This is a genomic window from Planotetraspora kaengkrachanensis, assembly GCF_016862895.1.
Classification (GTDB): domain Bacteria; phylum Actinomycetota; class Actinomycetes; order Streptosporangiales; family Streptosporangiaceae; genus Planotetraspora; species Planotetraspora kaengkrachanensis.
The window spans coordinates 1-19434 of record NZ_BONV01000005.1; the positions used below are offsets into that span (position 1 = coordinate 1).

The window sequence follows — 19434 nt, forward strand, 5'->3', positions numbered from 1 at the left end:
CTAGCTCAAACGGTGCTCGACCCAAGCGCGGCCTGCAGCTGCCGCACGCGCCCGTGAGGTCCTGATCGGCTCGGGGCCGTAGCGGGCGACGAACTCGCGGAACAGGCTCCATACCGCGGCCGGCCCGGTGACGGCCTCCGGCGGCGCGGCCTTCCATGCCGGTATCTGAGCCACGAGTGCTTCGGCCTGCGCGGGGGTGTGGCCTTCGAGGATCAGGCGTGGGATCAGGAGGGCGGGCTCCACCCAGGCCGCACCACGGCAGGCGAGTCCCCAGTCGATGAGCTGCAGCCCATTGGGCCCGGCGAGCAGGTTGCCCTCGTGCAGGTCACCTTCGGCGCGGGCCTGGTCGACCAGCTTGGCCACCAGCTCCCGATCCGACGCTAGCTCAGTCGCGTACGGGCCGTTGGGCCGGATCCACGACGTGTTCCGCCGATGGCAGCAGGACGGCACTGGCACCGGGTCTTCACCCATCTTCAGTCCGGGGCCGATGCGCGGGGGGTGCGATCACGTGGGACCTGAGCGTTGGCACCCGGCCCGCCCACGTCGGGACTGCCGCCGGGGCGGGGGAGCTGAGACTGCGGCGGGACCAGCGCCGCCGCGTCATCGTGAATCTCGCCTATGCGTCGGTGAGCCTCACGATGACGTTGCCGCGGTGTACGCCGGCGAGGAGCTCGTCCTGCGCGGTGATGACGCGCTGGAGGGTGCCTTCGAGAAGGGTGTGCGCGAACCTGATCCGGCCTTCGTCGTACCACTGGGCATAGTGGGTGTTCCAGGCCTGGACCTGGTCGGGGGTGTGCCTGGTGGTGAAGGGGCGGATCTGCACCTCGTGGACCAGCGCGGTCATGATGTCGAAGCGGGGGTGCCCGCCGTCGCCGCCGCTGACCTGCCCGGCGAGGGTGCCGCACAGCGCGAAGCGGGCGCCGAACGCCGTGTGCCGGAGTGCTGCTTCGAACTGGGAGCCGCCGATGGTGTCGAAGAAGGCGGTGATCCCGTCGGGGGCGAGCTCGGTGAGCCGGTCGTCGAGGTCGTCGTTGCGATAGTCGATGGCGGCATCGAGGCCGAGCTCTTCGACGAGGTAGCGGGTTTTCTCGGGCCCGCCGGCAATGCCGATGACGTACGCGGCGCCACGTGCCTTGGCGATCTGCGCGGCCATCGACCCGACGCCGCCGGCGGCTCCGCTGACGAGGACGACGTCACCGTCGCCGACGGCGGCGATGTCGACGATGCCGTGGTAGGCGGGCACGCCCTGGTTGAGCAGGTACTCGGGACCGGGGAAGACGCTGTCGGGCACGGGGAACGCCTCGCCCGGCCCCAGGATGCTCTCCTCGCGCCAGCCCGACATGTGCAGCACGACGGTTCCCACCGGCAGGCCGTCGGCGTGTGACTCGACGACCGTGCCGATCGCGGTGCCGTAGATCGGCTCGCCGACCCGGAAGGCGGGCACCGGGATCTGAGTGGTCTCGAACATCAGGTCGCCGCTCGCCGCGATCACCTGCTGGTACAGGTTCCGCACCCGGACCTGGCCGGCGGCCAGGTCCTGCGGAGGGAGCGTGACCACCTCGAGCAGTGAGCTGGGCGGCTGAGCCAGATCCCTGCGATGCTCGCGCAGGACGACGGCGTATGGTCCCTGGACAGTCATGATGGAAGTCTCTCGGTCGGTCGTGGCCGGGCCTGAGCCCATGGCAGGAGCGGCAGGGCGAGCTCAGAGCTGGGTTTCGCCGCCGTCCACGGCCAGCTCGATACCGGTGGTGTACGTGGCGTCGAAGGCGAGGAATGCCGCCGCCTTGGCGAACTCTTCGACGGTGCCGTAACGCTCCATGGGGTTACTCGCGATCCGCTCCGCCCTGAACTGGTCGGCGGCCTCTTTGGACATCATCGTTTCCAGAATCCCCGAGTCGATGGGACCCGGGCTGATCGCATTGACACGAATTCGTCGCGGAAGCAGCTCGCCGGAGAAGGTGCGGGCCATTGAGCGCAGCGCCGCTTTGCCGGCCGCATAGACGCTGGTGTCCACCATGCCGATGACGTTCGCGATCGAGGTGGTGAGGACGACACCGGCGTTCGTGCTCAGCAGCGGGGCGAGCTTCTGCACAGTGAAGAAGGCGCCCTTGACGTTGATCGCGAACAGTTCGTCGTACACCTCCTCGGTCGTCGACTCAAGGGGCGTGAGGGGTGCGATGCCGGCGTTGACGAACAGAGCCTCGATCGAGCCGAGCTCGCTCTTCACACGGCCGGCGAGCGTATCCAGGTCGGACAGTGAGGCCACATCGCCCCGGACGGCCACGGCATTCTCACCGAGCCGCTTCCGCGCCGCGTCGAGCGTGGCCTGAGAACGGCCGGTAATCACCACGCGGGCTCCGCCTTGCGCCAGCAGCTCCGCTACCGCGAGCCCCATGCCGCTGCTGCCACCCGTGATCACCACATTCTTGTCGCTGTACTTACCCATGCCGAGGTTGCTCCGTTCCATCGTCAAAAACGTGGTGATATGTCTGGATGTTGCCGTTCATGACGTGAATCAGCTGCGGGTTTCGACCTTCATGTCGCCTGTTGTGACCGTGCGGATGTGGTCGCTGGCGAGCAGGCCGTGCGGAATGCCGAGGTCGATGGCGCTGACCTCGCCGAGGCGGGCCAGCTGAGAAGGAGTGAGGTCGACCTGCAGGGCGCCCAGGTTGTCTTCCAGCTGCGCGATAGTGCGGGCGCCGATGATGGGTGCCGTCACGCCTGGGGCGTTCAGGGTCCAGGCCAGTGCGACCTGGGCGGGTGTGTGGCCCAGCTCCGAGGCCACCTCCTTCACCACATCAGCGATGGCAAGGGTACGTTCGGTGACCATTCCCAGGGCGGCGTTGAGGCTCTTGCGGGTGCTGGCGGTCTCGCCGGCAACGGGGCCCGTCGGGTTCAGGTCCTCCCGGCTGTACTTGCCGGTGAGTACCCCGCCGCCCAGCGGGGAGAAGGAGACTACGCCCAGTCCCATCTCGCGTGCCATGGGGATCAGGTCACGCTCCCCGGTACGCTCGATCAGGCTGTACTCGATCTCCAGTGCGACCAGCGGCGACCAGCCGCGCAGGTCGGCGATCGTCTGCATGCGCGACACCTGCCAGGCCGGAGCGCTGGAGATCGCCACGTACAGAACCTTGCCCTGCCTCACCAGGTCGTCCAGGCCGCGCAGGATCTCCTCCACCGGCGTCCTGAAGTCCCATACGTTCAGATAGAGCAGATCGATGTAGTCCGTGTTCAGCTGCCGCAGACTGGATTCCACCGACGCCAGCATGCTCTTGCGGTGCGTACCCCCGGAATTGGGGTCACCGGGCTGGCGCAGCGTCGAGTACTTCGTCGCCAGCACCAGTCCGTCGCGGTTGGTGCGGGTGAACTCGCCCAGCAGCCGCTCGGAACTGCCGTTGGTGTAGGTGCTGGCGGTGTCGAAGAAGTTGCCGCCGAGCTCGGTGTAGCGGTCGAACAGCTTGCGCGCCTCCTCGCGCTCGGCTCCCCAGCCCCACTCGGTGCCGAAGGTCGCCGCGCCCAGAGCCAGCGGTGAGACCCGCAGCCCCGAGCGGCCCAGCAGCCGGTAGGTGTCGAGGGTCAGCGACATCGTGTTCTCCTGTGCTCGTGATCCAACGTCGGCCACCAGCCTGCGACCGCCAGCAGCCAGGAGGTAAGGGAAGACGCTTCCTGGGAACACCGCTCCTACCCAGCCTGTTGGACAGGGCATGACGACTCGCACCGTGGACCCCGCCCAGGAACTGGCCGCGTTCCTGCGCACCCGACGCGAGCGCCTCGACCCGCGTGACGTCGGCCTGCCCGTGCGCCGGCAGGCCCGGCGGACCCCCGGACTGCGCCGCGAAGAGGTCGCCGAACTGGCCGGGATCAGCATCGACTACCTTGTGCGGCTGGAACAGGCCCGCCCGCTGCGGCCCTCAGCCGACGTGGTCGAAGCGCTGGCCCGCGCCCTGCGCCTGGCCCCCGACGAACGCACCTACCTCTACGACCTCACCCGGCAACGCCCCCGCACCACCGCCAAGCCCCCCACCACGGCGGCACCGCCGCTGGCCCGGCTGGTCACCGACCTGTCCCCGCTGCCGGCCATGGTGCTGAACCACCGCTACGACATCCTGGCCTGGAATCCCGAAATGGGGAGGCTGCTCATCGATTTCGACACCCTGCCGCCCCAGCAGCGCAACTCGATGTGGCTGTGTCTGATCCATCCGGAAACACGCGAGTACTACGTCGACCGCGAACGCGTCGTGCGGGAGGGAATCGCCTACCTGCGCGCCGCGTGGGCCGCATATCCGGAGGACCAGGTTCTGAACGAACTCATCTCCCGGTGCATCACTCACAACGAGCAGTTCGCACGCTTGTGGGCCCAGCGCGACGTCAAAATCAACGGCCGCGGACACAAGGTGATACGGCATCCCGACGCCGGAGAAATCGCAGTCCACTTCGAAGTACTCATGCCACTTCAAGACCCCGACCAGCGACTGATGATCTGCCGCGCCGCGGACGACGACAGCCGAGCAGCAATGGACCGGCTGCACACACGGTGATAATGCTGACACGCCTCCGGTGTGGGCCTGACGCCCGATTCGGAGGCGCTGGTTTCCCCTGGTGGTAGATGTTGCCGAACAGATGCTCGGTGGCCTCCCCGGCCGGCTCCTCGTCCTGGCCGACGGTGTCCCGCAACGTCTGCGGCACGTCCGCCGCTGAACCGTACGCGTGACCGAGGGAGGCCCAGTCGATGTCGTCGCAACGCCGCCGCGTCCATGGACTGATGAGCGCGCTTCAGCCGGTCGAAATTACAAAGACGACATACGCTACAACACCGACGCCGAACGACGCAGGGCCAGAGCACGGGCCGGGTTGGCGACCTGGAGCCGCCGCAGATCCGCCTCGTCCACGCCCCGCTCCCTCAGCAGGGCGCGGAAACCGGTGGCGAGCCAGGCCAACCCCGGGCCGCCGCCGAGGCTGTGCCAGAGATCGCGCCGTGCTCCGTCGGTGCCCAGGACGATCCTGTCTCCGTTGCCGTCCTCCAGCATCCACGCGACCAACCGTGCGGTGTCCTCCGGCCGGCGAAGGCCCTGGTCGTACTCCAGGTAGGCGCCGGTGCTCGCGAGCTCCCGGTGGTAAGCACGGTCGACGACCTTGTCCACGTGCGACAGCAGGATCGCCTCCGCCGGCACGCCGCGTGCGGTCAGCGTCTCGACCTGGGCGAGTCCGCCGCGTCCCTGCTCGCAATGCGTGAGCACGGGGGCACCGGTGTCGAGGTGCGCGAGCGCCGCGGCCTCGAGCACGAGGCGATCGCGGGCTGTGGGCCGCTCACCGGTGGCGACCTTGACGATCCCGGCCCGGTGCGGCGTGCGGCGCACGAACGGGCCGGTGTAGTCGAAGGCGTCGATACCGTCGCGCACGTCGGCGGCGAACAACGCGGCCAGCTCGCCTGGGTCCACCCGGCCGCTCCAGTGCGCCCCGCCGTAGTAGCGGACGTGGTGCAGGCCGGTGGCGGCCATCACGTGCACCCCGGTCTTCTCGCTGATGGTCGCGAGCCGTACGGCGTCCCGGCCGGCCGCGCACGGCATCGCGTCGACCATCGTGCCCACCCCCGCCGCGGAGCACGCGCCGACCTCGGCCACCGCCGCGTCCACGTCGTCGAGCAGGATGTGCGGGAAGGCGGCGGCGATCAGGGGGCTGTCCAGCACGAGATGCTCGTGCGCGTAGACCACCCCGAGCCGGTCTGCCGGAACGTCCCCGAGCACACACCGCACCACGCGCTCTTGCGGGCTGCCGCGCCCAACTGTTCCACCGCTCACCTCACCGCCTCCGCACCCACCTCGAGGATCGCCCCGTCGGCGTGCAGGACGTCACGGACTCGCCGGTACGGCACGGCACGCACGTCTCCCCCACCTGGTACGGCGAGCGCGGCCACCGTGCCCGCGGCCTGGCCCATCGCCATGCACTGGGCCATGGAGCGGATGCTCGCGTGCGCGTCGTGGGTGGCGGAGAAGCAGCGGCCGGCCACGAGCATGTTGGCCGCGTCCCTGACGACGAGGGCGCGCAACGGGACGCCCACCGCGGTCCCCTCCGGAAGGTAGGCCCAGTTCGTTCCGGTGCCGGAGTGGTGGTCCTCGATGGGTGCCCCGCACAGCGCGATCTGGTCGTCGAACTGCCGGGCCTCGAGCACGTCCTCGCGGGTGACCCGGTAGTCGCCGTGGACCCGCCGGGTCTCCCTGACGCCGATCTGGGTGCCGAGTGCGCACAGGGCGGCATCGCCGTACCCGGGAACGCGGTCGATGAGGAACCTGGCGTACTCCAGGGCCTGCCGGCGCCCGGCGATCTCCGCCTCTGTGAGGAAGGCGGGTTCGGTGACGTCGGCGCCGTCCTTGACCGAGTCGAGGCGGGTCATCACGGTGGCCACAACCCCGGGAACCGGGGTGATGTGGTCGCTGCCCTCCCGCCTGGGCAGCCCGTAGCCGTCGCCCGCGGCCTCCTCCATCAGCCGGTGCAGGTCCTCCTTCCGGATCCTGCGCCGGGCGCCGAGATCGACGTTCGCCATGCGGAAGGTGGTGGTGAGCGTCTGAGCGGGGGCGACGTCGCCGGCCCGCTCGTAGCCGAAGCCGCCGAAGTGGCAGACGTCGGCGTCGCCCGAGGCGTCCACGACGGCGGTCGCACCGACCTGGCGCAGCCCGCCCTTGGTGGCGACGAGCAGCGCCTCGACCCTGCCGTCGCGTACGAGTACGTCCTGGACGAACGCGTGCAGCAGCACGTCGGCCCCCGCCTCCGTCACCAGCCGCTCCCACACGACCTTCAGGTGCTCCGCGAGATAGGTGACGCCCGTCCCGGCGCCGTAGGTGTTGGGGCGCTCCACGACGGCGCCGAGCCCGCGCAACCCGCCGACCACGTCGTCAGCGATGCCGCCGACGACCTTCAGCGCGCGCTCACCGGGTGTGTAGAAGCCGTAGAAGGTGTCGAGCACGGCCGTGCTGGTGCCACCGAGGAACGGCAGCTTCTCCAGCAACAGGACGCGGGCGCCGTGGCGGGCGGCGGCGATCGCCGCGCAGGAGCCCGCCGACCCGGAGCCGACGACCACCACGTCGTACGAGCCGAGGGACGGCGCTCCCCCGTCAAGAGAACCCCACAAACCAGGCCTCCTCGCGACAAAACGCATCTTTCGAATTCGAGATGTCTAGACTACCTTTTCAAAATACTTAGACAACGTGCATCGGAAGGACGGCCATGGCGCAGCCTCATCGCATCTCCATGCTGGGCACCGGACTGATCGGCGACTTCTACACGATGACGTTGCAGGGCCGCCGCGGCCTCGATCGGGTCGAGGTGGCCTACTCCAGATCCGAGGAGCGAGGCGCGGCCTTCGCCGGGCGCTGGGACATCCCGCACTGGACCACCAGCCTGAAGGAGGCCGTGGAGCACCCCGCGACGGACACCGTCGTGGTCGGGCTGCCCAACGACATGCACGAGGAGGCGATCACGCTGGCCGCCGCGGCGGGCAAGGCCGTGTTGTGCACCAAGCCGCTGGCCAGGACGGCCGAGGAGGCGCGGCGCATCCTGCGTGCGGTCGAGGACGCGGGCGTGTTCGCCGGTTATCTGGAGGACCTCTGCTACACGCCCAAGACGCTCAAGGCCCTGGAGTCGGTGCGGGCGGGAGCGGTCGGCGACGTGCTCTGGGTGCGCTCGCGGGAGACACACCCCGGCCCGCACAGCGCGTGGTTCTGGGACGCCGCCAAGGCGGGTGGCGGCGCGATCGTCGACCTCGGCTGCCACTGTGTGGAGATCATCCGGAGCTTCGCCGGCAAGCAGAACCGCCCCGTCGAGGTCATGTGCTGGAAGGACACCCTGGTCCACCCGATCGAGGCCGAGGACAACGCGATCGCGCTGATCAAGTTCGAGAGCGGGGCGGTCGGCCAGTTCGAGGTGTCGTGGACGTTCCGCGGCGGCATGGACCTTCGCGACGAGGTGGCCGGCACCGAGGGCACGATCTGGCTCAACCACTTCCTGCGCACCGGTTTCGAGATGTTCACCGCCGGAGGCAATGAGGGATACGTCGCGGAGAAGGCGGAAAGCTCGCGCGGCTGGCTGTTCCCGGTGGGTGACGAGGTGTCCGAACTCGGCTATGTCGACATGTTCGCCGACATGTTCGACGCGTTGGACGCGGGCCGGCAACCCGCCGAGACCTTCTACGACGGCTACGTCGTCAACGCCATCATGGATGCCTGCTACCGCTCGGCCGAGTCCCGCCAGTGGGAGCCGATCGAACTGGAGTGGCGAGGCGGCCAGACGGCACCCATCGACCGGGACCGGCGCGAGTTCGACGGCCTGACCGTCATCAAGGACGAAGTGCTCCCGGACGGCCGGCGCAAGCTGATCCTCAAGGACGAGACCTCTGGCCGGTTCGAAGACCGAATCGTTTGACAGCCGGAGCAGGCCTGGCCCGCGTTCGCCGTCGCGACCGCGGGCCGGTTTCCGGGATTGATCTCAGCCGACCAAGGGGGCCAGCGTGTTGCGGGCGATCAAGAAGCCGCGCTTGACCAATTCGTCGCTGCCCTCGAAGTTCCTGTCCTCGTGCTCGACGCACATGACGTAGTCGTAACCGGCTCGATAGAGACCGGCCACGAAGCGGTCCCACGGCACCTCGCCGAGGCCGGGCAGCCGGGGGATCTGCCAGCCGATGCCGGCCGAGAGGATGCCCCGTTGGTACAGCATCTCGCGGTCGATCTCGAGGTCCTTTCCGTGCACGTGATAGATGCGCGAGCCGAATTCGCGTACCACCCGCTCGATGTCGATCATCTGCCAGACGAGGTGGGAGGGGTCGAGGTTGAGCCCCAGAGTGTCGCCGGGGATCGCGTCGAACATGTCCCGCCAGACCTGTGGCGCGTAGGCCAGGTTGTGGCCGCCTGGCCACTCGTCGCGGCTGAAGATCATCGGACAGTTCTCGATGGCGACGCGCACCCCGTGGTCGTCCGCGAAGGCCACCAACTCTGGCCAGACCCGGCGGAACTCGGCGAAGTTCTCCTGCACGCTCTTGTTCTGGTCGGCGCCGATGAAGGTGTTGACGACCGGCACGGCCATGAGCGACGCGGCGCGGATGACCGCCCGCAAGTGGTCGTGGACGTGGGCGCGATGCTCGGGATCGGGGTGAAGCGGGTTGGGGTAGTAGCCGAGCCCGGAGATCTCGATGCCCCGGCCGCGCAGGTCGTCGACGATCTCCTTGGCCTGGGCGTCGCCGAGCCCGGCGACGTCGATGTGCGAGACGCCGGCGTAGCGGCGCGCCGTCCCCTCATGCCGCGGCCAGCAGGCCACCTCCAGCATGCCGAAGCCGTTCGCGGCGGCCCAGTCGGCGACGTCGGTGAGCGGAGTCCCGGGGAACGCCGCGGTGAGCAGGCCAAGCCTCATTCTTTTCTCCTCTCGACGGATACCCATCGGCCTTCCGCGTCGCTGCGCCTGATGGCCTCCTCCACGAACAGGCCCTCCAACCCGTCAGCGAAGGTGGGATAGGCGGGATCGGCCGATGGGCCGCCCGCGGCCACGTCCGCGTAGACCCGCTCGAACAGGCCGAGGAAGGTCTCGGCGAAGCCTTCCGCGTGCCCGCCGGGATAGTGTGCGACGCGTCTTGCGTCGGGTCCGAGCAGGGCAGGGTCGCGCCAGAGCCGCTCGTTGGGACGGTCGCGGTGGCCGAGCCAGAGTTGCTCGGCGGCCTCGGACGACCAGGCGAGCGCCGCGTCCGCCCCGTCGACCTCGATGCCCAGGGTGTTCTTACGGCCGGCCGACACCTGAGAGATGGTGAGCACGCCGCGGGCGGCCTCGCCGTACCGCAGCAAAAGCCCGGCCGCGTCGTCAGTGGACATCTCCACCGCCTCGCGCTCGCCTTCGTGTGTGGCGGCGAAGGTCTCCACAGGGGCCGTGGGGCGCAGCCGTCGCCGTACGAAGGTGTGCAGGTCCGCGAGGACCTCGGTCACCTGGAGCCCCGTGACGAAGCGGGCCAGGTCGAGCCAGTGGGAGCCGATGTCGGCCACCGCCCGCAGCGATCCGGCCTGGGCGGGGTCGAGCCGCCAGTTCCAGTCGGTGGCGCGCAGCAGCCAATCCTGCAGGTAGTGCCCGCTGATCAGGCGTGGCGCGCCGACCGCGCCCGCGCGCACCCTGGCGGCCGCCTCGTGCAGCACGGGGTAGAACCGGATGTTGAAGCACACCGCGTGGACGACACCCGCCGCCTCGGCGGCGCGCAGCATGCGCAGCCCGTCGGCCGCGTCGAGGGCGAGCGGCTTCTCGCACACCACGTGCCTACCCGCCTCGATCGCCGCCAGAGCCTGCTCGGCGTGGACGTGGTTGGGACTGGTGACGTGGACGACCTGGACGTCGGGGTCGGCCAGCAGCTCCGGCAGGTCGTTGTAGACCCGTTCCGCCCCCATCCGGGCAGCCTTCTCGCGCGCCCGCTCGGGGCGGGAGCCGAGCACGCCGGCGACGTGCACGCCCGCCCGGCGCAACGCGTCGGCGTGCAGCTCCCCGATGAAGCCGACGCCGATCACGGCCGCACCCGGCCGCGTCACCTGTCCCCCGTCCGCGCGCGGGAGGTGCGGATGTAGACCCAGGCGAGGACCAGCACGATCGTTCCGTAGAGCACCTGTTTCACCGCCTCGTCGACGTTGAGGACGTTGAGCATGGTGTCGAGCACGCTGAGGATCAGCGCGCCGAGGATGGTGCCGGTGTACCCGCCGGAGCCGCCCAGTATCGAGGTGCCGCCGATGACGGCCGCCGCGACGGAGGGCAGCAGATAGGAGCCGGCGAGCTGCAGGTCCACCGATCCGCCGCGGCCGCCGATGAGGATGCCGGCGACCGCGGCGAGCAGTGCGCACGCCACGTAGACCGCGACCTCGACCGAGGCGACCCGGACGCCGGCCAGCCTGGCCGCCCTGCGGTTGCCGCCGATCGCGTAGATCAGCCGGCCCAGGCCGGTGCGGCGCAGCCCGAAGATCAGCAGGCCGCCGAGGAGCAACCAGACCAGCAGATTCCACGGGATGGGGCCGACGATGGTCCCGCCACCCAACTCCCGGACGAACTCGGGCATGCGGGTGGCGCCCTTGAGGAAGGTCTGGCTGCCCACGGTGAGCAGGCCGGTGAGAATGGCCGACATGCCCAGCGTCATGATCAGCGCGTTGACCCGGAACACCGCGATGGCCACCCCGTTGACCAGGCCGATCACCAGTCCTACCGCGAGCCCCTCCAGGATGGCCAGGGCAGTGCCGTCGGCCGCCCGCACCCCGGTGACGTACGCCGCGGCGGTCGCCGTCATGGCCACGGACAGGTCGATGCCGCCGGTGAGCATGCACAGGGTCTGACCGCCCGCGATCAGCGCCAGCGGAACCGTCACCAGCAGCGTGTTGCGCAGTTGCGCGGCGCTCAGGAAGCCCTGGTCGATCACGCCGTTGGCCAGCACGAGCGCGGCCAGCACGCCGACCAGCACCAGCAGCGACCGGTCCACCTTGGGCCAGTCGCGCGCCCTGACGGCGGTCATGTCTTTCTCCCGTTCCTCCTGAGCAGCCCGCCGATGAGCACGACGAGCACGATGACAACGCCCTTGACCGCCTCGCCGTACGCGGGATCGACGCCGCGGGCCAGCATGATCGCGGGGATCAGGTAGAGGGACCACACGGCGACGACCGGGCCGAGCAGGCCGCCGACGCCGCCGGTGAGGGCGATTCCCCCGAGCACCACCGCCGCCACGGACGTGAGCGTGGCCGTCATGCCCGCGGTGGCCCGCGGGTCGCCGCCACCTGTGAACGCGGTCGCGGCCAGCCCGCCGAGCGCGCACAGCAGTCCGCCGATCGCGTACGCCGTGACCTGCGCGCGCAGCGCGGGCACCCCGGCCAGGAACGCCGCCTGACGGTCGCTGCCGAGCGCGTAGATGCCGAGCCCCGCCGAGGTGCGGCGGAGCACGTACCAGATGATCAGTCCGGGGACCGCCAGCCCGACCAGCGGGGGCCAGAACTCGGTTCCGCTGCCGAGCACCAGCGTCTGGAACTCCAGCGCGGTGCCGCCACCCGGTGTGGGCAGGACGAACAGGGCCAGCCCCGACCAGACGAACCCGGTGGCCAGCGTGACGATGATGTCGGGCACCCCTGATCTGGCGATGACCAGGCCGGTGAGCGCGCCGAGCAGGGCCCCGGCGAGCGTGGCGCCGGCGGCGATCAACAGGCAGGTGCCGAACGACCGGCCCTCCATCAGGCGCGCGGACAGGCAGTTGAACAGAACCATCTGGGCGCCCACCGACAGGTCGATGCCGCCACCGATCACGATGACGCCCTGCGCGAGGGTCAGGTAGCCCAGGGCGAGCGTCGAGGTGACCATGGTCTGGATCTCGAAGGAGTCGAAGCCGCCGCTCTGCGCCTTGACCGCCACCAGCAGCAGGAAGGCGAGCAGAGTGGCCCCCGTCCATGCCTGCCTGCGCGCCATCGATCCGGTCGCCGCCATGGTGGTGGCCTGCATCTCAGCCCACCTCCTCGGCCCGGGTCAGCCCGTGTGCCGCGTTGAGCAGCATCCCCTCGTCGGCCTCGGCGGCGGGAAGTTCGCCCGCCACACGCCCGCCGTACATCACCAGCGCCCGATCGCACACCATCGGCACCTCCCGCAGCTCGCTGGTGAACATCAGCACCCCCCGCCCGTCCTCGGCGATGCTGCGAAGCAGGGCATAGATCTGGTGCTTGGTGCCGACGTCGATACCGCGGGTGAGATCGAAGCAGAGCAGCACGTCGAAGCCGCCGACCAGCCAGCGGCCAATGGCGACCTTCTGCTGATTGCCGCCGGACAGCCTCCTGACCTCGTCCTGCGCCCGCGTGTCGATCTCCAGCCGCTCGATGACCGCCCCCACCTTCCGACGTTCCTCGTTCAGCCGGATCGGCCCCCAGCGCCGCCCGGACAACGGGAGGGCGAGGTTCTCGCGGACCGAGCGCATCGGCAACAGGGCTTCCTGCCGATCCGACGGCACCAGCGCCACGCCGTGCCGTACGGCCTCGCGGGGATGGCGGCCGGCCAGCCGGCGCCCCCGGACGGCCACCTCGCCGGAAGCGGCCCGCCGGTCGCCCGCGAGCAGCTCGAACAGCTCGTCCTGCCCCTGGCCCTCCAGAGCGACGACCCCGAGCACCTCTCCGGCGTGCAGGGCGAAGGAGACGTCTTTGAGCCGGCCGCCGTCGCCGAGGTCGGTGACCTCGAGCAGCTTCTCGCCGGTTGGCCGGGCGGCCGTGGACCCTGCGGCCGGGACGGCCCCGACGGCCTTGTCCCCGAGCATGGCGGCCACGATGCGATCCTCGCCGCCCTCGGCCACGACGTGCGTGTCGACGTCGCGCCCGTCGCGCAGTACGGTCGCCCGGTCGCAGACCTCCTGCACCTCCAGCAGGCGGTGCGTGATGAACAGGACCGAGCCGCCGGCCTCACGAGTGCGGCGCATCACGGCGAACACCCGCTCGGCGTAGTCGCTCGGCAGCGCGGCTGTGATCTCGTCGAGGACCAGCAGCGCGGGCCGGTGGGCGAGCGCGCGGGCCAGGTCGAGCATGCGCAGCAACGGCAACGGCAGCTCTCCGGCCGGCGTACGGAAGTCGGGCGGCGTGAGGTCCATCTCGCGCAGCCGCTCGAGCACGTCGGCGGCGCCGGTCCCGGTCAGGCGCAGGTTCTCGGCGACGGTCAGGTCCGGAAGCAGCGCCGGGTCCTGGAACACCGGCGTCACCCCGTGACGCCGCGCGTCGGCCGGTGACCTGAAGGCCACCGGCCGGCCGCCCACCTCGATCTCGCCCGAATCGGGAGCGAGCACGCCGGTGAGGATCTTCACCAGCGTGCTCTTCCCGGCACCGTTCGCGCCGAGCAGGGCGTGGATTTCACCCGGCCGTACGGAGAGATCCACCGAACGCAGCGCCACGACCGGGCCGTACCGCTTGGCGACGGCCCGGGTACGCAGCGCCTCGCGCGTCTCCCCCATCACTCACCGGGGCCCTTGCATGCGAACAACTGCTCGGGGGTGTAGCTGGTGTGGGGCTCGACGGTGACCCGGGCGCTGAAGGTCGCCTCCCTGTCCGGGAAGTAGTTGGCGTCCAGCTTGTCCTTCGAGGTCGCCAGGTCCCACACCTCAGGGGTGAGGAAGGTCTCGCGCGGCACCTGCTCGCCCGACAGCGCGTCGAGGGCCACCGCGGTGCCCACGCCTCCGATTGCCGCCGGGTTGGTCACCGCGGCGCCGGTGAAGCCGTCGACGCTCTTGATCTGGTTGATGAACTCGTTGTTGTCCGCGCCGACCACTGGGGCGTACGGCTTGCCGAGCGTCTTGAAGGCGTTGACCACGGTGTAGTCGATGCCGGACGTCCAGATCCCGTCGACCGCCGTCGAGGAGTTCAGCAGGTCGAGCGCCTGCTGGCCGCCCTTGGAGTAGTCCCAGCCGGTGAAGACCTCCTTGACGATCTTGATGTCGGGATACTTCGACAGCGCCTCGGTGAAGCCCTTGTGCCGGTCGTTGTCGGCGGGGGCGCCGGCGATGCCGCGCATCTCGACCACGTTGCCCTTGCCCTCGAGCGTCTTGGCGAGCCATTCGCCGCCGAGGCGCCCGTACGCGACCTGATCGTTGGCGACGACCAGAGCCTCGGGCGCCGAGACGGCCTGGTCGACCGCGACCACGACGATTCCCCTGTCCTTGGCCTGCTTGATCACGGGGTTGAGCTTGTCGGGATCGGAGGGGTTGACGATGATCGCGTTCACCCCCTGCGAGATGAGCTGCCGCAGGTCGGCGATCTGCTCGGTGGGACCGCCGTTCCGGTTGGCCACGATGACCTTGCTGACCTTGCCGCTGGCCAGGGACTCCGCCTTGACGGAGCAGATCATCTCCTCCCGCCAGCCGTTGCCGACCAGCGTGTTGCTCACGCCGATGACGAATGAGCTCTGCTGCTGGCCCTGGCCGGTGGCGGCGCCTCCGGGTGTGGTGGTGTCACCGCCGCCACCGCACGCGGCGAGCGAGGCCAGCAATGTGATACCGCCGGCGAGGGCGCCGACGCGGGTCATACTCGGCTTCATCCGACCCACTTCCCTTCTCTCCCCCGCCCGCCACCCGGCGGACGGTCTGTCACATCGGGTGTCCGGCTAATACATGGGCGGCGCGTCGTCCGTGCTCTTGGTAGGCGGCCTCGAACAACTCCCTTGATCGCTCATGGCCGACGACGGCCGCCGACGTGATGACCGGCATGGTGATCCCTCGCTCCAGGAGGAACTGCGCGGTCTGCACCTTCATCTCGTTGACCACGGTCACGGCGGCGAGCGTGGAGCCCGGCCCGACCGGGGTGTCCATCCCCTCCAGGTCCACCAGAGCGTCACCGACGGGGACGTGAAGGTCGATGACGAGGTCGGCGTGGTCGAGCAGGCGGTCGCCACTCGGATGACCGGAGTCCGAGGCGCGGGAGTGCTCCACCGAGGTCACGGCGATCACCTTCACCCCGCGGGCGCGCGCGCCCATGGCCATCTCGATCGGCACGGCGGTCACGCCACTGTTGCTGAAGACGATCATCAGGTCGTCGGCGGCCAGGTGGAAGTTGGCAAGTATCGCCTCGGCGAGACCCGAGACGCGCTCGATGAACATGGCCTGGCGTTGCCCGTTGGCGCCGACGATCTGCGTGTGGTTCGTCATCGACAGTTCGACGATCGGGTGGAAGCCGGGGTAGGAGCCGTAGCGCGGGAACATCTCCTCCACGGCGATCCGTGAATGCCCCGTGCCGAAGAGATGGACCAACCCGCCTGCGGCGATGGCGTCCGCGCACCACTGCGAGGCCTGCGAGATGCGCTCCCCCTCATCCCGCATCAGCCGTTCGAGCAGTGCCCACGCCTCGGTGGCCCAGGCTCCGGCCACCTTACCTACCGGCATCCAAAACTCCATACATATATGTGAAGTTGTCTAGATATCTAATGTGGCCGGTACTCTATGCTCGGAGACCAGGGAGGTCAAGAGAGTCGTGAACAACCAGGACGAGTCGCACGAGGCCCGCTACCAAGAGATCGAGCGCTGGCTACGCGACCTCGTGCTGCGTGGGGCCCCGGGGGACGCACTGCCGTCCGAGTCCGACCTCGCCCAGCGCTTCGGGGTGAGCCGCATGACGGCGCGTCAGGCGATGCAGAACCTCGCACAGGAAGGCTTGATCAGCCGGCGGCGCGGCGCCGGCAGCTACATCGCGCAGCGCCCGCTGCACCGCCGCGAGAGCACGCTGATGAGCTTCACCGACGACATGCGGCGCCGGGGCGTGGTGGCGTCCTCGCAACTACTCGACGCGAGACTCCGGTCGGCGACGGCCGGCGAGATCGAGGCGCTCAGGCTGCCCGAGGCGTCGCGGGTCGTCGCGATCTCCCGGATCCGACTCGCCGACGGCGTGCCGCTCGCCGTCGAGCACGTGGCGCTGCCGGCGGAATGCGCCGGTGTCCTCGCCGAGGACCTGGAGAGCGGTTCCCTGCACGAGTACCTTCATCGGCGCGGCTGGACCCCGGCGCTGGCCAGAAGCTGGATCGGCGCCCGCGTGGCCACCCCTGCCGAGGTGCGGATGCTCGACATGACGTCGCGCGGAGCGCTGCTCGTCGAGCGGCGCATCATTTACGACCAGGACCACCGGCCCTTCGAGCACACCGAGACCGCCTACGTCGCCGAGCGCTACGTGATCGACGCGACGTTCGCCGCCACCGGTTCGGGAACGCTGACGGCCGCCACGCCCACCTGACCGGCCCGTCACGGCCAGGGACCGCGCGGCCAGGTGCCGCGCGGGGTTCGCCGTGCTCAATGAGAGCGAGAGGCCGCGACCCTCAGGGTGTCCGTCACCGCGTGGGCGCGCGGTCCTTGCCCTGCTCCATCACCGCGAGGGCCGCGCCGAGTGCGCCCGCGTAGGTGCCCAGAGCGGCGGGAAGCACGCGTACGTCCTCCGGCCTGCCGAGTGTGACGTGGTCGCGCACCTCACGCTCCAACGGGCCGAAGAGCGCTCGGCCGGCGGCCGCGATGCCCCCGCCGACCACGAAGGCGTCGGGCGCGAGCAGGGCATGGGCGTTGACCAGCGCGACGGTGAGCCAGCGGATCACGTGGTCGACGGTCCGCGTCGCGCGCTCGTCCCCCATGCGCGCCGCCTCGTACACCTCCTCCACGCTCGGCCGCCCTGACATGCGGAGCACGGCGGCCGAGCCCACCAGCGCCTCGGCGCAGCCGCGGTTTCCGCAGCCACAGGGTGGCCCGTCAGCCTGGAGCACCTGGTGTCCGATCTCGCCGGCAGTGCCGGCGCCCATGTGCAGTCGCCCGCCGATGACGACGCCGCCACCCATGCCCGTGCCGAGCGTCACGCACACGACCGTGCCCAGGCCGTGGGCGGCGCCGAGCCGCGACTCCGCCAGCGCGAAGGCCCTGGCGTCGTTGATCAGCGCCACCGGCCGCCCCGCCGCCGTCTCCACGGGCCCGCGCAGCGGCCTGCCGACCCACTCACCGGGAATGTTCGGGATCAGCCGCGCACATCCCGAGGCCGGGTCGAACAGCCCGGGGATGCCCACCCCCACCCCCGCCACGCCATACTCGCCGGCCGTTGCGCGAGCCAGGCCCGCCACCCGCTTCACCACCGCGTCCGCACCCTCGCGGCCATGAGTGAGGTGCGAGCCGCGGGACAGCACCCGGATCTCGCCGTCCGACTCCCGCTCGACCACGACGGCTTTGATGTTCGTGCCGCCCAGGTCGAGACCTGCGTAGCGGACGGCCGTCACGACCGGTCCCGCTCGCGGAAGTCGTCGAGGATGGCCGCCGTGGCGGTGGCCCCGCAGCGGGTGGCGCCCGTGTCCATGACGTCGAGCAGCGCGTCCAGCGTCCGCACCCCGTGAGCGGCCTTCACCTTCACATTGGGCGACACCGATGTGGCCATCAGCCGCAGATCCGGCAGGGTCGCGCCCGATGGGGCGAACCCGGTGGAAGTCTTGACATAGTGCGCGCCGGCCGCCTCCACTGTCTTGCAGGCGGCCACCTTCTGCTCGTCGGTGAGATAGGCGTTCTCCAGGATGACCTTGACGATCCCGCCTTCTGCGGCCTCGACCACGGCGGCGACGTCCTCCTGCACCCTTGCGAGTTCTCCCGACCGAAGCCAGCCGATGTTGAGCACCATGTCGAACTCGGTGGCGCCGTCTTCGCGCGCCCGCCGCGCCTCGAACGCCTTGACCGCCGTGGTGTTGGCGCCGTGTGGGAAGCCGACCACCGTCCCGACCGCCACGGAACCGCCCGACAGCAGCCCGGTCACGAAGGGCACGTCGGCCGGGCGGCAGCACACCGACGCCACGTCGTACGCCCCCGCGACCCGGCACCCCTCCCCCACCTCGGCGAGCGTCAACTCAGGGCGCAGGAGTGAGTGATCGATCATCTTGGCCACCTGCGCGTAGGTGTAGCCGCGAACCGTCGCCGTCACAGGATCTCCTCGGTCGTCATCAGGCCTCAGTCACCGACCACCCGCCGTCCACAGCGAGCACCTGGCCGGTCACGCACTCGGCCAGCCCGATCGCGCAGACGGCCTCAGCCACCGTGCCGGGCTCGATCATCCCGGCCGCAAGGGGCTGCTTGCGGCGGGCGTACTCCTGGATCATCGGGTCGCTCGCGGCCCGCCGCGCCATCGGCGTACGGACCAGGCCAGGCGCGACCGCGTTCACGCGGACGCCATCGTTGACGTACATCGCGGCCAGGGTGGTGACCAGGCCGGCAATGCCCGCCTTCGCGGTGGCGTAGGCCTGGGTCCCGAACAGTTCCGGCGAAGGGCGCGCGGCGAGCACACTGCCGACAAGCACCAGCGAACCCCCGGTACGACGAAGCCGCCTCACCGACTCACGCGCGGTCAGGAACGCCGTAGTCAGATTCAGCCGCAGCGTCTCCTCCCAGGCCTGAAGGGTGACCTCGTGGAGCGGCCCGTCACCGAATCCGCGACCACTCCCGCCCGCCACCGCCACCACAAGATCCACTCCACCTAGGGCTTCATCGGCAGCCGTGAAGGCGGCGACGGCCGCACTCTCATCACGCAGGTCCGCGGCGGAGAAGCCCGCCGCCTGATCGCCGAGCAGGGCGACCAGCGGCCGGCACTCGTCCGGGTCCAGGGAGACGACGAACACCCGGTGGCCGAGATCCGCAAGCCGGAGCGCGACGGCCGCCCCGATGCCGGTCGCCCCTGTCACCAGGCATCGCAGCGGCCCGGGCGGATCGTGTTGAGCTGACATCAGCCAAAAGGCTAGGACACTTTGTTCTACTTCGTCTACATCTATCGAGCTATGTATATACAAGCCGATCGACCGACGCCTACGCCGGCTGAGTCTCGGTGGTGCCGCTGGAGACCCAGGTGGCCTGGCCTGCCGACAGCGGCCAGGACACCGTTGGCGTTCCCATCGGTTAAGTGACACGGCTGTCGCTTCGACCTCGACGAA

General features: G+C 70.0%; 19 protein-coding genes. 3 read left to right on the forward strand and 16 right to left on the reverse strand.

Annotated features, from left to right (window positions below; translation table 11 throughout):
* From Pka01_RS08290 to Pka01_RS08305, 4 genes are all read right to left on the reverse strand, one after another.
* Window positions 1–456 carry a hypothetical protein gene (locus tag Pka01_RS08290; protein WP_203882038.1) on the reverse strand — a complete coding sequence of 152 codons (456 nt, stop codon included), beginning with the start codon at window positions 454–456 and terminating at the stop codon, window positions 1–3.
* Between the two features lie 160 nt (window positions 457–616).
* Window positions 617–1639 (reverse strand): MDR family NADP-dependent oxidoreductase, encoded by a 1023-nt coding sequence (locus tag Pka01_RS08295; RefSeq protein WP_203882039.1) that lies wholly within the window; start codon window positions 1637–1639, stop codon window positions 617–619.
* A 63-nt stretch (window positions 1640–1702) separates the two neighbouring features.
* A complete protein-coding gene (locus Pka01_RS08300) occupies window positions 1703–2467 on the reverse strand; it encodes an SDR family oxidoreductase (RefSeq protein WP_239114836.1) in 765 nt (254 codons plus the stop codon).
* Between the two features lie 48 nt (window positions 2468–2515).
* On the reverse strand, window positions 2516–3586 hold the full coding sequence (locus tag Pka01_RS08305; protein WP_203882040.1) for an aldo/keto reductase: 1071 nt from the start codon (window positions 3584–3586) through the stop codon (window positions 2516–2518).
* A 118-nt stretch (window positions 3587–3704) separates the two neighbouring features.
* Here Pka01_RS08305 and Pka01_RS08310 point away from each other — a divergent pair, with 118 nt between their 5' ends.
* Window positions 3705–4538, forward strand: coding sequence for a helix-turn-helix transcriptional regulator (locus Pka01_RS08310; RefSeq protein WP_203882041.1), 834 nt, complete (start codon window positions 3705–3707; stop codon window positions 4536–4538).
* Window positions 4539–4805: 267 nt separating this feature from the next.
* On the opposite strand, the gene Pka01_RS08315 is transcribed toward Pka01_RS08310, so the two are convergent.
* Together Pka01_RS08315 and Pka01_RS08320 are read right to left on the reverse strand one after the other, a co-directional pair.
* Window positions 4806–5744, reverse strand: coding sequence for a phosphotriesterase family protein (locus Pka01_RS08315; protein ID WP_203882042.1), 939 nt, complete (start codon window positions 5742–5744; stop codon window positions 4806–4808).
* Window positions 5745–5794: 50 nt separating this feature from the next.
* Window positions 5795–7126 (reverse strand): FAD-dependent oxidoreductase, encoded by a 1332-nt coding sequence (locus Pka01_RS08320; protein ID WP_275414438.1) that lies wholly within the window; start codon window positions 7124–7126, stop codon window positions 5795–5797.
* 95 nt (window positions 7127–7221) lie between these two features.
* Here Pka01_RS08320 and Pka01_RS08325 point away from each other — a divergent pair, with 95 nt between their 5' ends.
* Window positions 7222–8415 (forward strand): Gfo/Idh/MocA family protein, encoded by a 1194-nt coding sequence (locus Pka01_RS08325; protein ID WP_203882044.1) that lies wholly within the window; start codon window positions 7222–7224, stop codon window positions 8413–8415.
* 63 nt (window positions 8416–8478) lie between these two features.
* Here the strand turns inward: Pka01_RS08325 and Pka01_RS08330 are convergent, their stop codons facing one another.
* The 7 genes from Pka01_RS08330 to Pka01_RS08360 form a co-directional block, all read right to left on the reverse strand.
* Window positions 8479–9396: a sugar phosphate isomerase/epimerase family protein gene (locus Pka01_RS08330; protein ID WP_203882045.1), complete on the reverse strand. Its 918-nt coding sequence runs from the start codon at window positions 9394–9396 to the stop codon at window positions 8479–8481.
* Window positions 9393–10547, reverse strand: a complete 1155-nt coding sequence (locus Pka01_RS08335) for a Gfo/Idh/MocA family protein (protein ID WP_203882046.1) — start codon at window positions 10545–10547, stop codon at window positions 9393–9395. The genes Pka01_RS08330 and Pka01_RS08335 overlap by 4 nt, the downstream gene beginning before the upstream one ends.
* The gene (locus Pka01_RS08340) at window positions 10544–11512 is read right to left on the reverse strand and encodes an ABC transporter permease (RefSeq protein ID WP_203882047.1); all 969 of its coding nucleotides are present in this window, start codon (window positions 11510–11512) and stop codon (window positions 10544–10546) included. Before Pka01_RS08340 ends, Pka01_RS08335 begins: the two co-directional genes overlap by 4 nt.
* On the reverse strand, window positions 11509–12483 hold the full coding sequence (locus Pka01_RS08345; protein ID WP_203882048.1) for an ABC transporter permease: 975 nt from the start codon (window positions 12481–12483) through the stop codon (window positions 11509–11511). The genes Pka01_RS08340 and Pka01_RS08345 overlap by 4 nt, the downstream gene beginning before the upstream one ends.
* 1 nt (window position 12484) lies before the next feature.
* On the reverse strand, window positions 12485–13966 hold the full coding sequence (locus Pka01_RS08350; RefSeq protein WP_203882049.1) for a sugar ABC transporter ATP-binding protein: 1482 nt from the start codon (window positions 13964–13966) through the stop codon (window positions 12485–12487).
* Window positions 13966–15033 carry an ABC transporter substrate-binding protein gene (locus Pka01_RS08355; RefSeq protein ID WP_203882050.1) on the reverse strand — a complete coding sequence of 356 codons (1068 nt, stop codon included), beginning with the start codon at window positions 15031–15033 and terminating at the stop codon, window positions 13966–13968. Before Pka01_RS08355 ends, Pka01_RS08350 begins: the two co-directional genes overlap by 1 nt.
* Window positions 15034–15094: 61 nt before the next feature.
* Entirely contained in the window at window positions 15095–15886 is a 792-nt protein-coding gene (locus Pka01_RS08360; protein WP_203882051.1) for a sugar isomerase domain-containing protein, read from the reverse strand.
* Window positions 15887–15974: 88 nt separating this feature from the next.
* Here Pka01_RS08360 and Pka01_RS08365 point away from each other — a divergent pair, with 88 nt between their 5' ends.
* Window positions 15975–16727 (forward strand): GntR family transcriptional regulator, encoded by a 753-nt coding sequence (locus tag Pka01_RS08365; RefSeq protein WP_203882052.1) that lies wholly within the window; start codon window positions 15975–15977, stop codon window positions 16725–16727.
* Window positions 16728–16821: 94 nt separating this feature from the next.
* Here Pka01_RS08365 and Pka01_RS08370 read toward each other — a convergent pair whose 3' ends face one another.
* From Pka01_RS08370 to Pka01_RS08380, 3 genes are read right to left on the reverse strand one after another with little or no spacing between them, the layout of a single operon-like run.
* Window positions 16822–17745, reverse strand: a complete 924-nt coding sequence (locus Pka01_RS08370; protein WP_203882053.1) for an ROK family protein — start codon at window positions 17743–17745, stop codon at window positions 16822–16824.
* A complete protein-coding gene (gene deoC / locus Pka01_RS08375; protein ID WP_203882054.1) occupies window positions 17742–18434 on the reverse strand; it encodes a deoxyribose-phosphate aldolase in 693 nt (230 codons plus the stop codon). Before deoC ends, Pka01_RS08370 begins: the two co-directional genes overlap by 4 nt.
* A gap of 19 nt (window positions 18435–18453) precedes the next feature.
* Window positions 18454–19230, reverse strand: a complete 777-nt coding sequence (locus tag Pka01_RS08380) for an SDR family NAD(P)-dependent oxidoreductase (RefSeq protein ID WP_203882055.1) — start codon at window positions 19228–19230, stop codon at window positions 18454–18456.
* Window positions 19231–19434 lie beyond the last annotated feature (204 nt).